We start from the raw sequence: 16,867 nt of genomic DNA, 5'->3' as shown, positions 1-16,867 counted from the left end.
TGCGACAGAAGCGACGGGTGCGACGGATGCGGTGGGTGTGGCGGGTTCGACGGGCGTTGCGGGTGGCGGGTTCGCGCGGGTGTGGGGAGGGGCGTGATCGGGGGGTGGCGACAGTGTGGGTGGCGGTGACCACGGCAGCGCTGTGTGCGGTGTTCGCGGCCGTGCTTGCGCTCGGCCAGGTGGTGGTCGCTCGGCACCGGGCCGGCGGGGCGGCGGACCTGGCGGCCCTGGCAGCGGCCGACCGGGCCCTGCGCGGGGCCGAGGTGGCGTGCAGGGCGGCCGCGGAGGTGGCCGAGGCGCAGGGTGCGGCGGTGGTCCGGTGCGCCGTGCAGGGGGAGATCGCCGATGTGACGGCCCGGGTGCGGTTCGGGCCGTACGCACCCGAGGTCAGGTCCCGGGCGGGCCCTCCGACGGGCGATCCCGGTCCGATTCCGGGCTCGGCGGCTCCCCCGCCTGCGCCGGGTCCGCCGGGGCGGAGCGGAGAAGTTCGGTGAGGAGGCGTACAGCCCCCCGCTTGTGCAGCGGGTCGTTTCCGTTGCCGCACTTGGGGGACTGGATGCACGACGGGCAGCCCGCTTCGCACTCGCAGGACGCGATGGCCTGGCGGGTGGCGGTGAGCCAGCTGCGGGCGGTGTGGAAGGCCCGCTCGGCGAATCCGGCGCCGCCCGGATGACCGTCGTACACGAAGACCGTCGGCAGCAGGGTGTCCGGATGGAGGGGTACGGACACGCCGCCGATGTCCCAGCGGTCGCAGGTGGCGAAGAGGGGCAGCATCCCGATCGACGCGTGTTCGGCGGCATGCAGGGCGCCACCGAGGATCTCCGGGTTGATGCGGGCGGCGTCCAGCTGGTCCTGGGTGACCGTCCACCACACCGCGCGGGTGCGCAGCGTGCGGGGCGGCAGATCGAGCTTGGTCTCGCCGAGGACCTCGCCGGTGATCAGTTTGCGACGCAGGAAGGAGACGACCTGGTTGGTGACCTCCACGGAGCCGTAGCAGAGCCTTCCGTCACCCCAGGGGATCTCTGTGTCGGTCTCCAGGACGGTGATGGAGGTGGTGTCGCGGGCTGTCGTCGAGTACGGCGGACTGGCCTCCTCGACCAGCGCCACCGAGTCCTCGAGATCCAGTTTCCGGACCAGATAGGTGAGGCCCTGGTGGAGATGGACGGCCCCTTCGTGGACGGCGGTGTGTGCGGCCGACTCGTCGACGGTGCCCAGCAGCCGACCGGTTCCCTCCTCGACGATCTGGACTGGGCGGCCGCCCTCGCCACGGATGTCGGTGAGATCGGCGGCCCGCTCGCGCCGGGTCCAGTGCCAGCCCGACGCCCGCTTGCGCAGCAGTTTCGCGGCCTCCAGCTGCGGCAGCAGCTCGGCCACGGCCGGCCCGAACAGCTTCAGGTCGCTCTCGGTGAGCGGAAGCTCCGCGGCGGCCGCGCACAGATGGGGGGCAAGGACGTACGGGTTGTCCGGGTCCAGAACGGTCGACTCCACGGGCTGCTGGAACAGAGCCTCGGGGTGGTGGACGAGGAAGGTGTCCAGCGGGTCGTCGCGGGCCACCAGGATGGCCAGGGCGCCCTGGCCGGAGCGCCCGGCGCGGCCCGCCTGCTGCCACAGCGACGCCCTGGTGCCGGGGTATCCGGCGATGACGACGGCATCCAGGCCCGAGACATCGATACCGAGTTCGAGGGCGGTGGTGGCGGCCAGACCGAGCAGCCGGCCGGAGTGAAGGGCGCGCTCGAGGGCGCGGCGTTCCTCGGGGAGGTAGCCCCCGCGGTAGGCGGCGACCCGGGCGGGCAGCGAGCGGTCCACCTCGGCGAGGCGTTCCTTGGCGATGACGGAGATGAGCTCGGCGCCGCGCCGGGAGCGCACGAAGGCGACCGAGCGGACGCCCTGGACGGTCAGGTCGGTGAGGAGGTCGGCGGTCTCGGCGGTGGCCGTACGGCGTACGGGGGCGCCCTTCTCGCCGTGCAGCTCGGTCAGCGGTGGCTCCCACAGGGCGAAGACCATCTCGCCGCGGGGCGAGGCGTCGTCGGCGACCTCTATGACCGGGAGGCCGGTGAGGCGGCCCGCGGCGACCGAGGGCTGCGCGGCGGTCGCCGAGGCGAGCAGGAAGACCGGATCGGCTCCGTATCGGGCGCACAGGCGGCGGAGCCGGCGCACCACCTGGGCGACATGGGAGCCGAAGACGCCGCGATAGGTGTGGCACTCGTCGATGACGACATAGCGCAGGGCGCGCAGGAAGGAGGACCAGCGCGGATGGGACGGGAGGATCCCGCGGTGCAGCATGTCGGGGTTGGTCAGGACGTAGTTGGCGTACTGACGTACCCATTCGCGTTCCTCGACCGGAGTGTCGCCGTCGTAGACCGCGGGCCTGACCGCGTTGCCGAGCGGCGCCGCGAGGTCCTTGACCGAACGCCGCTGATCGGCGGCGAGCGCCTTGGTGGGGGCCAGGTACAGGGCGGTCGCGCCACGGCCGTTGGGGGCCTCCGAGCCGTCGAGCAGGGCGCTGAGGACCGGGGCCAGATAGGCGAGCGACTTGCCGGAGGCGGTTCCGGTGGCGATCACGACGGATTCGCCGTCCAGGGCGTGCTCCGCGGCGGCCGCCTGGTGTGCCCACGGGTGGTCGATACCGGCCTTCTGGACAGCGGCGATCACTTCCGGCCGGATGCGATCGGGCCAGATGGCATGGGTACCCGTTCGCGGGGGCAAGTGCTCCGTATGAGTGATGCGCGCGGACCGGCCCGCCGCTGCGGCGAGCCGGTCGAGGACCATGGCGGGAGAGGGGCGGGAGTCCCTGCTCTCGGGTGGTCGACTGGGGCGGTGATTCTTGGCCATCGGCATCGAGTGTGTCACCGCCGTGACGGACAATGGTCCCAAGGCGTCGTGCATGGCTGCTGGTAAGTGATTGAATGCCATCGCGGCTGGCGATCCGTCCCCTGGCTCCGTCGGGGAGACCGAGGGGCGACCGCTCGATAGCAAGGTGCTGGAGGATCCGTGGACCTGTCCTTGTCGACTCGCAATGTGTCCGGCCCTGGTGGCGACCGTACGGTCGTCGAGGTCGGTGGCGAGATTGATGTGTATACCGCGCCCAAGCTGCGCGAGCAGTTGGTCGAGTTGGTGAATGACGGCAGCTACCACCTGGTTGTCGACATGGAAGGTGTCGACTTCCTCGACTCCACCGGCCTCGGCGTGCTCGTGGGCGGCCTGAAGCGTGTCCGGGCCCATGAGGGCTCACTGCGCCTGGTCTGCAACCAGGAGCGCATTCTCAAGATCTTCCGGATTACTGGTCTGACCAAGGTGTTCCCGATCCACACCACGGTCGACGAGGCTGTCGCGGCCACCGACTGACGGCTGACCGCCTGCTTCCGGATCGGCCGGAGGTCGGTCCGGCAGTCGGCCGGTCCGGCAGTCAGTCGGCCGGTCCGGTGCACAGCCGGGTCGGACCGCGGCCCGTTCGGCGGGCGGCTGGTTCGGTGGAAGTCGTGGTGCCGGGTCATCGGCATTCCGGCAGCCGGGCCGGGCCGTCGGCTGTGACACGCCCGGCAGCGGGCTGTCGGCCATCGGTACGGACGGCTTCCGGGCGTCGACGGGGTATCCGTCGGCAGCCGGTGGGCCGGCTGCCGACGGTCGCACGTCGGCTGTCGGGGGCCGGTGGCTCTGCCGGCTTCCGGAGGAAGAGAGAGTCGGGGGTACCGGGCAGTGCGCCCGGCCCCTGAGATGCACGCCCGTACGTCTGAGGGGGATCGCATGGCCACTGTTGAACTCCGCTTCAGCGCCCAGCCCGAACACGTCAGGACGGCCCGCCTTGTGGCGGCCGCCGTGGCGCGCCGCGCCGGGGTCGACGAGGCAGTGCTCGACGAGGTCCGACTCGCCGTCGGTGAGGCCTGCAGCCGCGCCGTAGGGCTGCACCGCAACCACGGCATCACCGCTCCGGTCAAGGTCGTCCTGACCGAGGAGGAGAAGACCTTCTCCGTCGAGGTCGGTGACGAGGTGCCTGGCCCCGGTGGGGAGACCGGAGCCGCCGAGGCGCCCGGAGCGGGGCCCGGCCAACCGGATACCGAGACCGACGCCGACAGTGAGGACGAGATGGGTCTCGCGGTCATCAGCGGCCTCGTCGACGATGTGGAAGTCAGATCGGGAACCGACGGCGGAGTCATCCGCATGAGCTGGCCGAAGACGCCCGCAACACTGCATCCCTGAGGCGCCGGAGGCGTCACAACGGGCCGGCCCGTCGCGGCGCCGCCCCGATCCGTAACTCCTTATCCACTCTCCGAGGCCCTGCCGAGCAGGGCCTTTTTTCATTCCTGCTTGATCAGCGATCTACGGACAATGCTTCTGCCCCATTACTGCATTCGGATCAATCCGAGGGCGCGATCATTTACCGATCGGCGGGTAAAGTCGATTTACATTTACCGCGGACTGTTTTGATCAGGTTCTGCTCCCTACAATCCGTCCACGTCTTGAGCGCTGAGCGTCAAGGAGGACGTATGGCGGGCTTCATCAACACACCACTGGCAGAACTGCCCGAAGTTTCCGCACTTTCCGACCGACCCACCTCTCTCGCGGCCGCGGTACTCACCGATGACAACCGCGTCATCGTGATCGTCATCGCGATCGTCGCCGTCGCCGCACTGATCGTCGCCCGGCTGCTGGCCCGCCAGGTGCTGGCGGCCGGCGAGGGCACCGACCGCATGAAGGAGATCGCGGCAGCCGTCCAGGAAGGCGCGAACGCCTATCTGGCCCGGCAGCTGCGCACTGTCGGCGTCTTTGCCGTCGTGGTCTTCTTCCTGCTTCTGCTGCTTCCGGCCGACACGTGGTCGCAGCGCGCCGGCCGGTCGCTGTTCTTCCTGGTGGGTGCGCTTTTCTCGGCGACCACCGGATACATCGGCATGCGTCTCGCCGTCCGCAGCAATGTGCGGGTGGCCGCCGCCGCGCGTGAGGCGACTCCGGCGGAAGGCGAACCGGAAAAAGATCTCACCGACGTATCGCACCGGGCGATGAAGATTGCTTTCCGCACGGGCGGCGTGGTCGGCATGATCACGGTGGGGCTCGGGCTGCTCGGCGCCTCGTGCGTGGTTCTCGTCTATGCCGCCGACGCGCCCAAGGTGCTCGAGGGCTTCGGGCTCGGTGCCGCGCTCATCGCCATGTTCATGAGGGTCGGTGGCGGCATCTTCACCAAGGCCGCCGATGTGGGCGCCGACCTCGTGGGCAAGGTCGAGCAGGGCATCCCGGAGGACGACCCGCGCAACGCCGCCACCATTGCCGACAACGTGGGCGACAACGTCGGTGACTGCGCGGGCATGGCGGCCGACCTGTTCGAGTCGTACGCCGTGACGCTCGTCGCCGCGCTCATCCTCGGCAAGGCCGCTTTCGGCGACGCCGGACTGGCCTTTCCCCTGATCGTGCCGGCGATCGGCGTGGTCACCGCGATGATCGGCATCTTCGCGGTCGCCCCGCGGCGCGCCGACCGCAGCGGGATGACCGCCATCAACCGCGGCTTCTTCATCTCCGCGGTGATCTCGCTCGTCCTGGTGGGGGTGGCCGTCTTCGTCTACCTGCCGTCCTCGTACGCCGACCTGGACGGCGTCACCGACAGCGCGATCACCGCGCACAGCGGTGACCCTCGGGTCTTCGCCCTGGTCGCCGTCGCCATCGGCATCGTGCTGGCCGCGCTGATCCAGCAGCTCACCGGCTACTTCACCGAGACCGGCCGGCGTCCCGTCCAGGACATCGGCAAGTCCTCCCTGACCGGCCCGGCCACCGTCGTACTCGCCGGGATCTCCATCGGTCTGGAGTCCGCCGTCTACACCGCGCTGCTGATCGGCCTCGGCGTCTACGGGGCGTTTCTGCTCGGCGGTACGTCGATCATGCTGGCGCTCTTCGCGGTGGCCCTCGCCGGAACCGGGCTGCTCACCACCGTCGGGGTCATCGTCGCCATGGACACCTTCGGACCGGTCTCCGACAACGCGCAGGGCATCGCCGAGATGTCCGGCGACGTCACCGGCGCCGGTGCCCAGGTCCTCACCGACCTGGATGCCGTCGGCAACACCACCAAGGCCATCACCAAGGGCATCGCCATCGCCACCGCCGTGCTGGCGGCGTCGGCGCTCTTCGGCTCGTACCGCGACGCGATCGCCACGGCGGTCGACGACGTGGGTGCCAAGGCCGGGGAAATGACCCTCAGCCTCGACATCTCGCAGCCCAACAACCTGGTGGGGCTGATCCTCGGGGCCGCGGTCGTCTTCCTCTTCTCCGGCCTGGCCATCAACGCGGTGTCCCGGTCCGCCGGGTCCGTGGTCTACGAGGTGCGGCGGCAGTTCCGCGAGCACCCCGGGATCATGGACTACACCGAGAAGCCGGAGTACGGGCGCGTCGTCGACATCTGCACCAAGGACGCGTTGCGTGAGCTCGCCACGCCCGGGCTGCTCGCGGTGCTGGCGCCGATCGCGGTGGGCTTCACCCTCGGTGTCGGGGCGCTCGGTTCGTACCTCGCGGGCGCGATCGGCACCGGGACGCTGATGGCGGTCTTCCTCGCCAACTCCGGAGGCGCGTGGGACAACGCCAAGAAGCTCGTCGAGGACGGTCATCACGGCGGCAAGGGCAGCGAGGCCCACGCCGCGACCGTGATCGGCGACACGGTCGGCGATCCGTTCAAGGACACGGCGGGACCGGCGATCAACCCGCTGCTCAAGGTGATGAACCTGGTGGCGCTGCTCATCGCGCCGGCGGTGGTGCAGTTCAGCTACGGGGCGGACGCGAGCGCGGGCGTGCGGGCGGTGGTGGCGGTGCTCGCCCTCGCCGTCATCGTCGGCGCGGTCTATGTCTCCAAGCGTCGCGGGATTGCCGTGGGCGACGAGGACGACTCCGACGACGGCGGCGCGACTGCCAAGTCGACCGACCCGGCTGCCGTTTCATGAGGCGGGTACAGGGAAGAGAGCGACAGCTCTCGGGCTGTACCCGAACACCCCGGGGCAGCACCTGATCAAGCAAGGGCATGACCTGGTCAAAGAACGGGTGGGCGGCGCATTCCGATGCGCTGCCCACCCGTTTGCCGTTCGCCTGCCGCGCGCGTTCACCCGTTCGCGCGTGAGTTGTATCTCCCTCATTTCCCTTGGTGCAAATGGCTACAAAAGGCCCTCCATCGGACGCCCGGCACCCGGATGGAGGTCATTTGGCGTGTAAGTTCCGGGGCCGAGAGCCTTGGAAGGGACCGATCCGGTGAACAAGAAGCTTGCAGCCGCACTGTCCGGCGGTGCGGTACTGGTACTTACGCTGTCGGGCTGCAGCGACAACAGCGGCAGCGACAACAAGGTCAACGACTGGGCCAAGAAGGTCTGTGACCAGGTCAAGCCCCAGCTGCAGAAGATCGCGAACGCCAACGCCGCCATCCAGCAGCAGACCGCCGACAACAGCAAGCCCGCCGATGTCCAGAAGACCGACTCGGCCGCCTTCCAGCAGATCTCGCAGGCGTACAAGGCGCTGGGCACAGCTGTGGACTCGGCGGGTGCACCGCCGGTCGACAACGGCGCGACCACGCACAAGGAGGCAGTGAAGGAGCTCAACGCCTCCTCGGCCGCTTACGCGGAACTGCAGAAGAAGGTCGACGCGCTCGACATCAAGGACCAGGCGAAGTTCGCCGACGGCCTGAAGGGCATCGCCGACGAGCTGAACAAGATCAGCACCAATGGTGACCAGGCGCTGAAGCAGCTCCAGTCCGGCAAGGTCGGCATCGCGATGGCCAAGCAGCCGGGCTGCCAGAAGCCGACGGCTTCGGTCCCGCCGGCCGCCACGCCGTCGAAGGCGCCCGAGAAGTCGGCTTCCGCGTCGCCCAGCAAGAAGCCCTGACAACGGCGGTACGACCGGCCCGGCAGCTCCGATGCTGCCGGGCCGCTGCCGTTGTCGGTGGGAGCGGCCACAATGGGCGGGTGAGTACGACCAGTCTCCCCGCGCCCGACCGTTCGCCCCGGCTCCGCGAAGCCCTGCTTGCCGCCGCCTTCACCGCCGACGGTCTCCTCGACCTGCTCGGCGCGCCCGCCTATGCCGCGCTCGCCCGCAGCGAGACGGTTCCGGCACTGCGGGCCACCCGTGGCGGCTCCCCGCTCGACACGCTGGTGCGGCTCTTCCTGCTTCAGCGCCCCGTCCCGTACGAGCGGGCCCGCGCCGCGCTCCCGCTGGACGAGTGCGTCGAGGACGGCTGGGTGATCCGTGCGGGCGACGAGGTGCGCGCCGCCGTCGATGTGCGGCCGTACAGCGGGCCCGAGGCGCAGGACTGGTTCATCGTCTCCGACCTGGGCTGCGCGGTCGGCGGCGCGGGTGGCATCGGTTCGCACGAGGAGGGGGTGGTCCTCGGCGTCGGTGGGGCGTCGTCCACACTCGCCGGGATCACCGTCCGTACGCCGGTCGCCTCCGCGCTCGATCTCGGTACGGGCTCCGGCATCCAGGCGCTGCACGCCGCGCAGCACGCCATCCGGGTCACGGCCACGGACCTCAATCCCCGCGCCCTCGCCTTCACCCGGCTGACCCTCGCCCTGTCCGGTGCCGCCCCGGCCGATCTGCGCGAGGGTTCGCTCTTCGAGCCGGTCGACACCGAGACGTACGACCTCATCGTGTCGAATCCGCCGTTCGTCATCTCGCCGGGCGCCCGCCTCACGTACCGCGACGGCGGCATGGGCGGCGACGACCTGTGCCGGACGCTGGTGCGGCAGGCCGGCGACCGGCTGAGCGAGGGGGGATACGCGCACTTTCTCGCCAACTGGCAGCACGTCGAGGGCGAGGAGTGGCAGGACCGGCTGCGCTCCTGGGTGCCGCGCGACTGCGATGCCTGGGTCGTCCAGCGGGAAGTGCAGGACATCACGCAGTACGTGGAGCTGTGGCTGCGCGACAGCGGCGACCACCGTACGGACCCCGGGGAGTACGCCGCACGGTACGACGCCTGGCTGGACGAGTTCGAGGCCCGCAAGACGAAGGGCGTCGGCTTCGGCTGGATCACGCTCCGGAAGTCCGTGGCCGCGGCCGACGGTAATCCGTCGGTCGTGATCGAGGAGTGGCCGCATCCGGTGGAACAGCCGCTCGGCGCGGCCGTGGAGGCCCACTTCGCGCGCCAGGACTATCTGCGGACGCACGATGACGCGGCGCTGCTCGCCGACCACTTCACGCTGGCCCCGGAAGTGATGCAGGAGCAGGTCGGACTGCCGGGCGCGGAGGACCCCGAGCATGTGGTGCTGCGTCAGAACCGCGGCATGCGGCGCGCGACGAAGGTCGACGCGGTCGGCGCCGGTTTCGCGGGCGTCTGCGACGGGACGCTGCCCGCGGGCCGGATCCTGGACGCGATCGCCCAGTTGATGAACGAGGACCCGGTACTGCTGCGCGACCGTACCCCGCAGGCGATCCGGCTGCTGGTGGAGGAAGGGTTCCTGGAGCCGGTGGGGGCGGCCTGATGAGCGCGGAGCGGACGGTGACCGCCGGGTGATCCGGATCGAGCTGGACGAGGCGGCGCTCAGCGCGACCCGGATCGCCATCAGCCCACTGTGGGACGTTTTCTGCAGCCTGCATCTGGCCAAGCCGCACCGTACGCCCTCCTGGCCGTACGAGAAATGGGTCGGGCGGGCCCGTGAAGTGCTGCGCGAGGACGACCGGACCGCGGCGCTGCGGCTGCTGACCGACGGCCCGCTGAGCTTCCCGGACTTCCTGCTGCCCCGGCCGGTCGGCGCCTCGTCCGTCGAGACGGAGCTGGACATCATCAGGGCCACGCCGCCCGAGGTCGTACGGGCCGGGGTCGAGGAGCACTATCCGGGACTCGGGGACCATCCGCGCATCCGGCCCTACCTGGCGGATCCGGAGGCGGCCTGCGCCGCGCTGGCGGATTCCTACGCCGCGTACTGGGAAGGGGCGATGGAGCCGCACTGGCCGACCGTGCGGCGCCTCGTCGAGGACGAAGCCCTCATCCGCGCCCGGACGTTCGCGACCGAAGGCATCGACGCGCTCTTCACCGGACTGGAGGCGCGGGCCAGGTGGACGCCGCCCGTCCTTGAGCTGACCAAGCACATCGACGCCGAGTACCGGGCGGGCGAGCGGCGGCTCCTGCTGGTACCGCTCGTCTTCGCCGAGGGCTGCCGGCTTTACTCCACCGACGATCCCGAAGTCATCGCCGTCTCCTTCCAGGCCCAGGGCGCGGGCGCGCTCCGCGAGCCCGCCGGGGCGGGACCGGAGGCCACCGACCGGCTCGGTGTGCTGCTCGGACGGGGCCGGGCATCGGTGCTGCGCCAGCTCGGCGGTCCGCTCACCACGGCCGGGATAGCCGACCGGCTCGGGCTCGCGCCGAGCACGGTCTCGGAGCACTTGTCCGTCCTCGCCGACGCGGACGTCGTCACCCGCCACCGGGTCGGGCGCAGCGTCTACTACCAGCTCACGGACACCGGCCGGGCGCTGCTCGCGCTGCTCTCGGGCGAGGACGTGCTGCGCGCCGTGTCCTGACCGGGCCGGGATGTGAGCGACGATTCGGCCGCCCCCGAATTGATGGCAGGTGCGGTACGGGCGGGCTTAGCGTCCGCGCCATGCTTGCGATCGAGGCGAGGAATCTCCGCCGCACCTACACCAACCGCACCGGCTTTCTGCGCCCCCGCCGTACCGTGACCGAAGCCGTGCGCGGCGTCAGCTTCGAGGTGGCGCGCGGCGAGCTGTTCGGACTGCTCGGCCCCAACGGAGCGGGCAAGACCACCACCATCAAGATGCTCAACACCCTGCTGCTGCCCACCTCCGGCACGGCCCGGGTCCTCGGCCACGACGTGGCGTCCGACCCCGTCGCCGTACGCCGCAGGATCGGTTACGTCTTCGGCGGCGACCGGGGCCTGTACGACCGGCTCTCCGCCCTCGACAACCTGCGCTACTTCGCCGAGCTGTACGGGGTCGAACCGCGCGACCAGAGGCGCCGGATCGCCGAACTCCTCGATCTGGTCGGTCTGGCCGGCCGGGAGAAGGAACGCGTCGAGGGCTACTCGCGCGGGATGCGGCAACGCCTGCACATCGCCCGTGGCCTGCTGCACAAGCCCGATGTCCTCTTCCTCGATGAGCCGTCCATCGGCGTCGACCCGGTGGCGGCGCGCGATCTGCGCCGTACCGTCGCCGATCTGCGGACCGGTGGCACCACCGTCCTGCTCACCACCCATTACATGGCCGAGGCCGATGAGTTGTGCGACCGGATCGCGGTGATCGCGGGTGGCACGATCCAGGCGCTCGGAACCCCGGACCGGCTCAAGTCCCGGGTCCAGGAGCGCGACATCCTGGAGATCGAGGCATGCGGAGCGGCCGACGAGCACCTCGACCGCATCCGGGAACTGCCCGGGGTGCGCGGAGTGGCGGCCGAGGAGCGCGGCAGCCGGCAGGCCGTCATGGTGCAGACGGAGCGGGGCGCCGAGCTGCACTCACGGGTCCTGGCCGCGCTCGACGGGATCCGGATCGGACGCGTCGTCACCCGTGAACCCACCCTGGAGGACGCGTACATCGCGATCGTCGAGGAGGCGGAGAGCGGTGCGGACCGTGCGTCCGGGGGCGCGGCGGCCGACCGGTCCGAGGAGGTCGTGGCATGACCACGATGACGACCCTGCCGCGGGTTCTGCGCCTGACCGTCGTCGGTGTACGTACCCATGTCTCGTACATGAGCCGCTCACCGCTCGAAATCACCTTCGCCGTCCTCGTTCCCCTCGTCTACGCGACCCTTGCCGTCTACCTCTTCCGTGCCGCGGACGACCCCGACCGGCTGCTGACGGCTGCCGTCGGAGCGGGGCTGATGGGCATCTGGTCCTCGGTGCTCCTCGGATCGGGCGGAACCGTACAGAACCAGCGCTGGCTCGGCACCCTGGAGACGCTGATCAGCTCGCCCACGCCGCTCCCCCTCGTCCTTCTGCCGATCACGCTCGCCACGGCCGTCATCGGCACGTACGCCATGGGTGCGACCGTGATCTGGGGCGCCGTGCTCTTCGATGTGCCGCTCGACTTCGCCCACCCTTTGCTGTTCCTGGTGGCCGTACCGGTGTGCGTCCTGTCGCTCGGGATGATGGGGCTGCTCCTCGCCGCCACGTTCGTGCTGCTGCGCAACGCCAACGCCCTCGCCAACCCGCTGGACGCGCCCGTGTGGCTGCTGTCCGGGATGCTCGTGCCCATCACCGTGCTGCCGGACTGGACGCGTCCGGTCTCCTGGGTGCTGCCCACCACCTGGGGTTCGCGGGCCGTGCACGCAGCGACCTCCGGCGGCCCGTCCGCCGGTGAGGTGCTGGCCCCGATGGCCGTGGCCCTCGCCCTCGGCCTGTTCTACGCGCTGATCGCCGTGCTGGTACTGGGGAGGGTCGAACGCCGGGCACGGGCCGCGGCGACGCTCTCCCTCGCCTGAAGCCGGACGGCCGGACGGCCGGTCAGCCGCACAGCCCCGAAGCCCTGGAGTTCCCGCATGTCCTTCCTCGCCCCCTCCCGCGCCCTCACCCGGAGGATCGTCCGTACGCTGCGACTCGTCGTGGTCGGCGGCGCCATCTCCTACCGGGCACTCTTCAACTGGACTACGCCGCCCATGTTCATCGGCACCCTGCTGGTCGGCCCGCTGCTGCAACTGCTGTTCTTCGTCTTCCTCGGACGGCAGCTGGGCGTCGCCGACGACCGCTTCTACCTGCTGGGCAACGCCGTTGTCGCCGCCTCCACCGCCTGCGTCTACGGCGGCACCATGGCCGTCGCCAACGAGCGTCGCTACGGCACGCTCGGCGCGGTGCTGCTGAGCCCTCGGCACCGGGCTCCGCTCTGGTTCGGGCGCGCCCTGCCGTACGTACTGAACGGCCTCCTCATCAGTGTCTTCACGCTCACCGCCACCACTCTCCTGCTGGGTCTGCGGATTCCGGTTGGGGCGCTGCCCGGTCTTGCCGCAGTGCTGCTCGCCGCCTCGGCCGGGTGCTCCGTCTTCGGCCTCGCCCTCGGGGCGCTGGGACTGCGTTTCCGCGATGTGTTCCTGGTGTCCAATGTGGCCGCTTCCGTACTCCTGCTGCTGACCGGCGCGAATGTGCCGCGCGAGACCCTGCCGGAGTGGATGCGGGCCGTCGGCGACGTTCTCCCGCTGACCCATGCCGCCGAGGCCGCCCGGGAGCTGTCCGCAGGTGGTGGCCTCGACCGGGGACGGCTCGGCGCCGAGCTGGCGACGGGGGCCGGATACGCGGTGCTCGCCGTGGTCCTGTTGGCGGTGTTCGAACGTGGCAGCCGGCGTCGCGCGACCCTCGACCTGATGTGATCCGGCCAACGAGCGCGGCCCGGGCGGAGCGCACCCCCGTGGACCGCGGCACTGGAGTTCACCCGGGGTTCGCACCGGTGTCGCCCCCGAGTGACAGCCTCCCCCTGACTCGACACGGGCATCGGCCCCGGGCCGGGCGGTCACGGAGAGGCGTACGGGCATGGAGAGCGGACCTGCAGTATTCGCCGGAACGACGTTCGCGCTGTTCGGGACCGCGCTGCTGGTTTGGACGGGGGCGCGCGTCGCACACCGCGCGCCGGTGGCGTACAGGGTGCGCCCCGTTGTTTCCGCCACACTCGCCACTCTGTTCGGCGTACTTTTCCTCGTCCTCGGTGTGGGGTGCTTCACCCGCATCTGATCCACGGCTGCCGCCTCGCCACCCGCGTCGCCGCCGTGTGATCACCCGGCCCGGGACGTGAACACACCCGGCTGTCCCGCCACTCTCCTCCGGCGGCCGCAGTACCGCCACGGCGCCGCGAAACCCGCAGGCAGCGACCGCGCGCGCCGCGTATCGGGCACTCCGGGCGGCAGGAATGGCGGAAGTCGGGTTACCGTTCGAGTGGCCGTTGCGGGCTTTTGCCGTTTGACACGGGGGCGGGTTGTACCGTCACACTCCGCAGCGACAGCACCGTCGGCAGCGTCATCGCGCTGCCCGGATGCCCATTGAGTGTCGACCGGAGAGAAGAGCGAAGTTGTCCCCGACCAGCGAGACCGCACAGGGCGGCCGCCGACTCGTCATCGTCGAGTCGCCTGCCAAGGCGAAGACGATCAAGGGCTACCTCGGCCCCGGATACGTCGTCGAGGCGAGCGTCGGGCACATCCGTGACCTGCCGAACGGCGCCGCAGAGGTCCCCGACGAGTACACCGGCGAGGTCCGTCGGCTCGGCGTCGACGTCGAGCATGACTTCCAGCCCATCTATGTCGTCAACGCGGACAAGAAGGCGCAGGTCAGGAAGCTCAAGCAGCTGCTGGCCGAGTCCGACGAACTCTTCCTCGCCACCGATGAGGACCGCGAGGGCGAAGCCATCGCGTGGCACCTGCAGGAAGTGCTGAAGCCCAAGGTCCCGGTCCACCGGATGGTCTTCCACGAGATCACCAAGGACGCGATCCAGGCCGCCGTCGCCAACCCGCGCGAGCTGAACCAGCGCATGGTCGACGCCCAGGAGACCCGCCGTATCCTCGACCGCCTCTACGGCTACGAGGTCTCGCCGGTCCTGTGGAAGAAGGTCATGCCGCGGCTCTCGGCAGGCCGGGTCCAGTCCGTCGCCACCCGACTCGTCGTCGAGCGGGAGCGCGAGCGCATCGCCTTCCGTTCCGCCGAGTACTGGGACCTGACCGGCGCCTTTGCCACCGGCCGTACCGGTGACGCCTCCGACCCGTCGACGCTGACCGCCCGCCTCAGCGCGGTCGACGGCCGCCGGATTGCCCAGGGCCGCGACTTCGGTCCGGACGGACAGCTGAAATCCGGCTCCGGCCAGGTGCTGCACCTGGACGAGACGAACGCCCGGGCCCTGGCCGCCGCGCTCGCCGGCTCCGCGTTCGCCGTGCGGTCCGTCGAGTCGAAGCCGTACCGCCGTTCCCCGTACGCCCCGTTCCGTACGACGACCCTCCAGCAGGAGGCGAGCCGGAAGCTGGGCTTCGGGGCGAAGGCCACCATGCAGGTCGCACAGAAGCTGTACGAGAACGGCTTCATCACCTACATGCGTACCGACTCCACGACGCTCTCCGACACCGCGGTTTCCGCGGCGAGGGCGCAGGTCACGCAGTTGTACGGCGCCGACTACCTGCCGGACAAGCCGCGCACGTACGCCGGGAAGGTCAAGAACGCGCAGGAGGCGCACGAGGCGATCCGCCCCTCCGGCGACCGCTTCCGCACACCCGCCGAGACCCCCCTCACCGGCGACCAGTTCCGGCTCTACGAGCTGATCTGGAAGCGGACCGTCGCCTCCCAGATGAAGGACGCGGTCGGCAACTCCGTCACCGTCAAGATCGGCGGCCGGGCGAGCGACGGCCGGGACGCCGAGTTCTCCGCGTCCGGCAAGACGATCACCTTCCACGGCTTCATGAAGGCCTACGTCGAAGGCGCCGACGACCCGAACGCCGAGCTCGACGACCGCGAGCGCCGGCTGCCGCAGGTCGCCGAGGGCGACGCGCTGTCCACCGACGAGATCTCGGTCGACGGCCACGCGACCAAGCCGCCGGCCCGTTACACCGAGGCCTCGCTGGTCAAGGAGCTGGAAGAGCGCGAGATCGGCCGTCCGTCGACGTACGCCTCGATCATCGGCACCATCCTCGACCGCGGCTACGTCTTCAAGAAGGGCACGGCGCTCGTCCCGTCCTTCCTCTCCTTCGCCGTGGTCAACCTGCTGGAGAAGCACTTCGGCCGGCTCGTCGACTACGACTTCACCGCGCGGATGGAGGACGACCTCGACCGCATCGCGCGGGGCGAGGCCCAGTCCGTGCCGTGGCTGAGGCGTTTCTACTTCGGCGAGGGCGACGACGCCGTCAGTGGCGCGGCCTCCGCCGCGGGCAACGGCGACGGCGACCACCTCGGCGGTCTCAAGGAGCTCGTCACCGACCTCGGCGCGATCGACGCCCGGGAGATCTCCTCCTTCCCCGTCGGCAACGACATCAAGCTCCGCGTCGGGCGGTACGGCCCGTACATCGAGCGCGGTGAGAAGGATGCCGAGGGCCACCAGCGCGCGGACGTGCCGGAGGACCTGGCGCCCGACGAGCTGTCGGTCGAGTACGCGGAGGAGCTGCTGGCCAAGCCGAGCGGCGACTACGAGCTCGGCGCGGACCCGGTGACCGGGAACCAGATCATCGCGAAGGACGGTCGGTACGGTCCGTACGTCACCGAGGTGCTGCCCGAGGGCACGCCGAAGACCGGCAAGAACGCGGTGAAGCCGCGGACCGCGTCGCTCTTCAAGTCGATGTCGCTGGACACGGTGACGCTGGCGGACGCGCTCAGGCTGATGTCGCTGCCGAGGGTGGTCGGCGAGGACGCCGAGGGTGTCGAGATCACCGCGCAGAACGGGCGCTACGGCCCGTACCTGAAGAAGGGCACGGACTCGCGTTCGCTGACGTCCGAGGACCAGCTCTTCGACATCACGCTCGAAGAGGCTCTCGCGATCTACGCCCAGCCCAAGCAGCGCGGGCGCGCCGCCGCCAAGCCGCCGCTGAAGGAACTGGGCACGGACCCGGTGAGCGGCGCTCCGGTCGTCGTCAAGGACGGGCGCTTCGGCGCGTACGTCACCGACGGCGAGACGAACGCGACGCTGCGGACCGACGACAGCGTCGAGGACATCACGCCGGAGCGCGGCTACGAGCTCCTCGCGGAGAAGCGCGCCAAGGGACCCGCCAAGAAGAAGACGGCGAAGAAGGCCCCGGCGAAGAAGGCGCCCGCGAAGAAGGCGACGACGGCCAAGAAGACGGCCGCGAAGAAGACGACGGCCGCGAAGAAGACGACGGCCGCGAAGAAGACGACGGCCGCGAAGAAGACGACCGCGGCGGCGAAGAAGGCGACCGCGTCGTCCGTGGAGGACTGACCGCACCGGCGGTCAGCGCGTTCCCGAACACCCGAGGGGCTGGACATTCCAGCCCCTC

At 70.4% G+C, this 16,867-nt stretch carries 13 protein-coding genes; 12 read left to right on the top strand and 1 reads right to left on the bottom strand.

Features of this window, described 5'->3' with window-relative positions; all coding sequences use genetic code 11:
* The first annotated feature begins 26 nt into the window (after positions 1-26).
* Positions 27-494 carry an Rv3654c family TadE-like protein gene (locus ACWD6R_RS16150; RefSeq protein WP_451819279.1) on the top strand — a complete coding sequence of 156 codons (468 nt, stop codon included), beginning with the start codon at positions 27-29 and terminating at the stop codon, positions 492-494.
* On the opposite strand, the gene ACWD6R_RS16145 is transcribed toward ACWD6R_RS16150, so the two are convergent.
* On the bottom strand, positions 388-2,913 hold the full coding sequence (locus ACWD6R_RS16145; RefSeq protein ID WP_451819247.1) for a DEAD/DEAH box helicase: 2,526 nt from the start codon (positions 2,911-2,913) through the stop codon (positions 388-390). The genes ACWD6R_RS16150 and ACWD6R_RS16145 overlap by 107 nt on opposite strands.
* A gap of 78 nt (positions 2,914-2,991) precedes the next feature.
* Here ACWD6R_RS16145 and ACWD6R_RS16140 point away from each other — a divergent pair, with 78 nt between their 5' ends.
* From ACWD6R_RS16140 to topA, 11 genes are all read left to right on the top strand, one after another.
* On the top strand, positions 2,992-3,345 hold the full coding sequence (locus ACWD6R_RS16140; protein ID WP_003967428.1) for an STAS domain-containing protein: 354 nt from the start codon (positions 2,992-2,994) through the stop codon (positions 3,343-3,345).
* 399 nt (positions 3,346-3,744) lie between these two features.
* Positions 3,745-4,197, top strand: coding sequence for an ATP-binding protein (locus ACWD6R_RS16135; protein ID WP_451819246.1), 453 nt, complete (start codon positions 3,745-3,747; stop codon positions 4,195-4,197).
* Positions 4,198-4,484: 287 nt separating this feature from the next.
* Entirely contained in the window at positions 4,485-6,914 is a 2,430-nt protein-coding gene (locus ACWD6R_RS16130) for a sodium-translocating pyrophosphatase (protein ID WP_451819245.1), read from the top strand.
* Positions 6,915-7,215: 301 nt separating this feature from the next.
* The gene (locus ACWD6R_RS16125) at positions 7,216-7,842 is read left to right on the top strand and encodes a small secreted protein (RefSeq protein WP_451819244.1); all 627 of its coding nucleotides are present in this window, start codon (positions 7,216-7,218) and stop codon (positions 7,840-7,842) included.
* 80 nt (positions 7,843-7,922) lie between these two features.
* Complete coding sequence (locus tag ACWD6R_RS16120; RefSeq protein WP_451819243.1) at positions 7,923-9,434, top strand: DUF7059 domain-containing protein; 1,512 nt, start codon at positions 7,923-7,925, stop codon at positions 9,432-9,434.
* Positions 9,435-9,462: 28 nt separating this feature from the next.
* On the top strand, positions 9,463-10,470 hold the full coding sequence (locus tag ACWD6R_RS16115) for an ArsR/SmtB family transcription factor (protein ID WP_451819242.1): 1,008 nt from the start codon (positions 9,463-9,465) through the stop codon (positions 10,468-10,470).
* 80 nt (positions 10,471-10,550) lie between these two features.
* Complete coding sequence (locus ACWD6R_RS16110; protein WP_451819241.1) at positions 10,551-11,582, top strand: ATP-binding cassette domain-containing protein; 1,032 nt, start codon at positions 10,551-10,553, stop codon at positions 11,580-11,582.
* On the top strand, positions 11,579-12,382 hold the full coding sequence (locus ACWD6R_RS16105) for an ABC transporter permease (RefSeq protein ID WP_451819240.1): 804 nt from the start codon (positions 11,579-11,581) through the stop codon (positions 12,380-12,382). The genes ACWD6R_RS16110 and ACWD6R_RS16105 overlap by 4 nt, the downstream gene beginning before the upstream one ends.
* A gap of 57 nt (positions 12,383-12,439) precedes the next feature.
* A complete protein-coding gene (locus ACWD6R_RS16100) occupies positions 12,440-13,261 on the top strand; it encodes an ABC transporter permease (protein ID WP_451819239.1) in 822 nt (273 codons plus the stop codon).
* A gap of 160 nt (positions 13,262-13,421) precedes the next feature.
* On the top strand, positions 13,422-13,619 hold the full coding sequence (locus tag ACWD6R_RS16095) for a hypothetical protein (RefSeq protein ID WP_451819238.1): 198 nt from the start codon (positions 13,422-13,424) through the stop codon (positions 13,617-13,619).
* A gap of 334 nt (positions 13,620-13,953) precedes the next feature.
* Positions 13,954-16,809: a type I DNA topoisomerase gene (gene topA / locus ACWD6R_RS16090; RefSeq protein ID WP_451819237.1), complete on the top strand. Its 2,856-nt coding sequence runs from the start codon at positions 13,954-13,956 to the stop codon at positions 16,807-16,809.
* Positions 16,810-16,867 lie beyond the last annotated feature (58 nt).

Source organism: Streptomyces sp. NPDC005151 (assembly GCF_053599875.1).
Note: the sequence above shows the minus strand (reverse complement) of the source record. Positions and strands in the feature narration are given on the sequence as shown.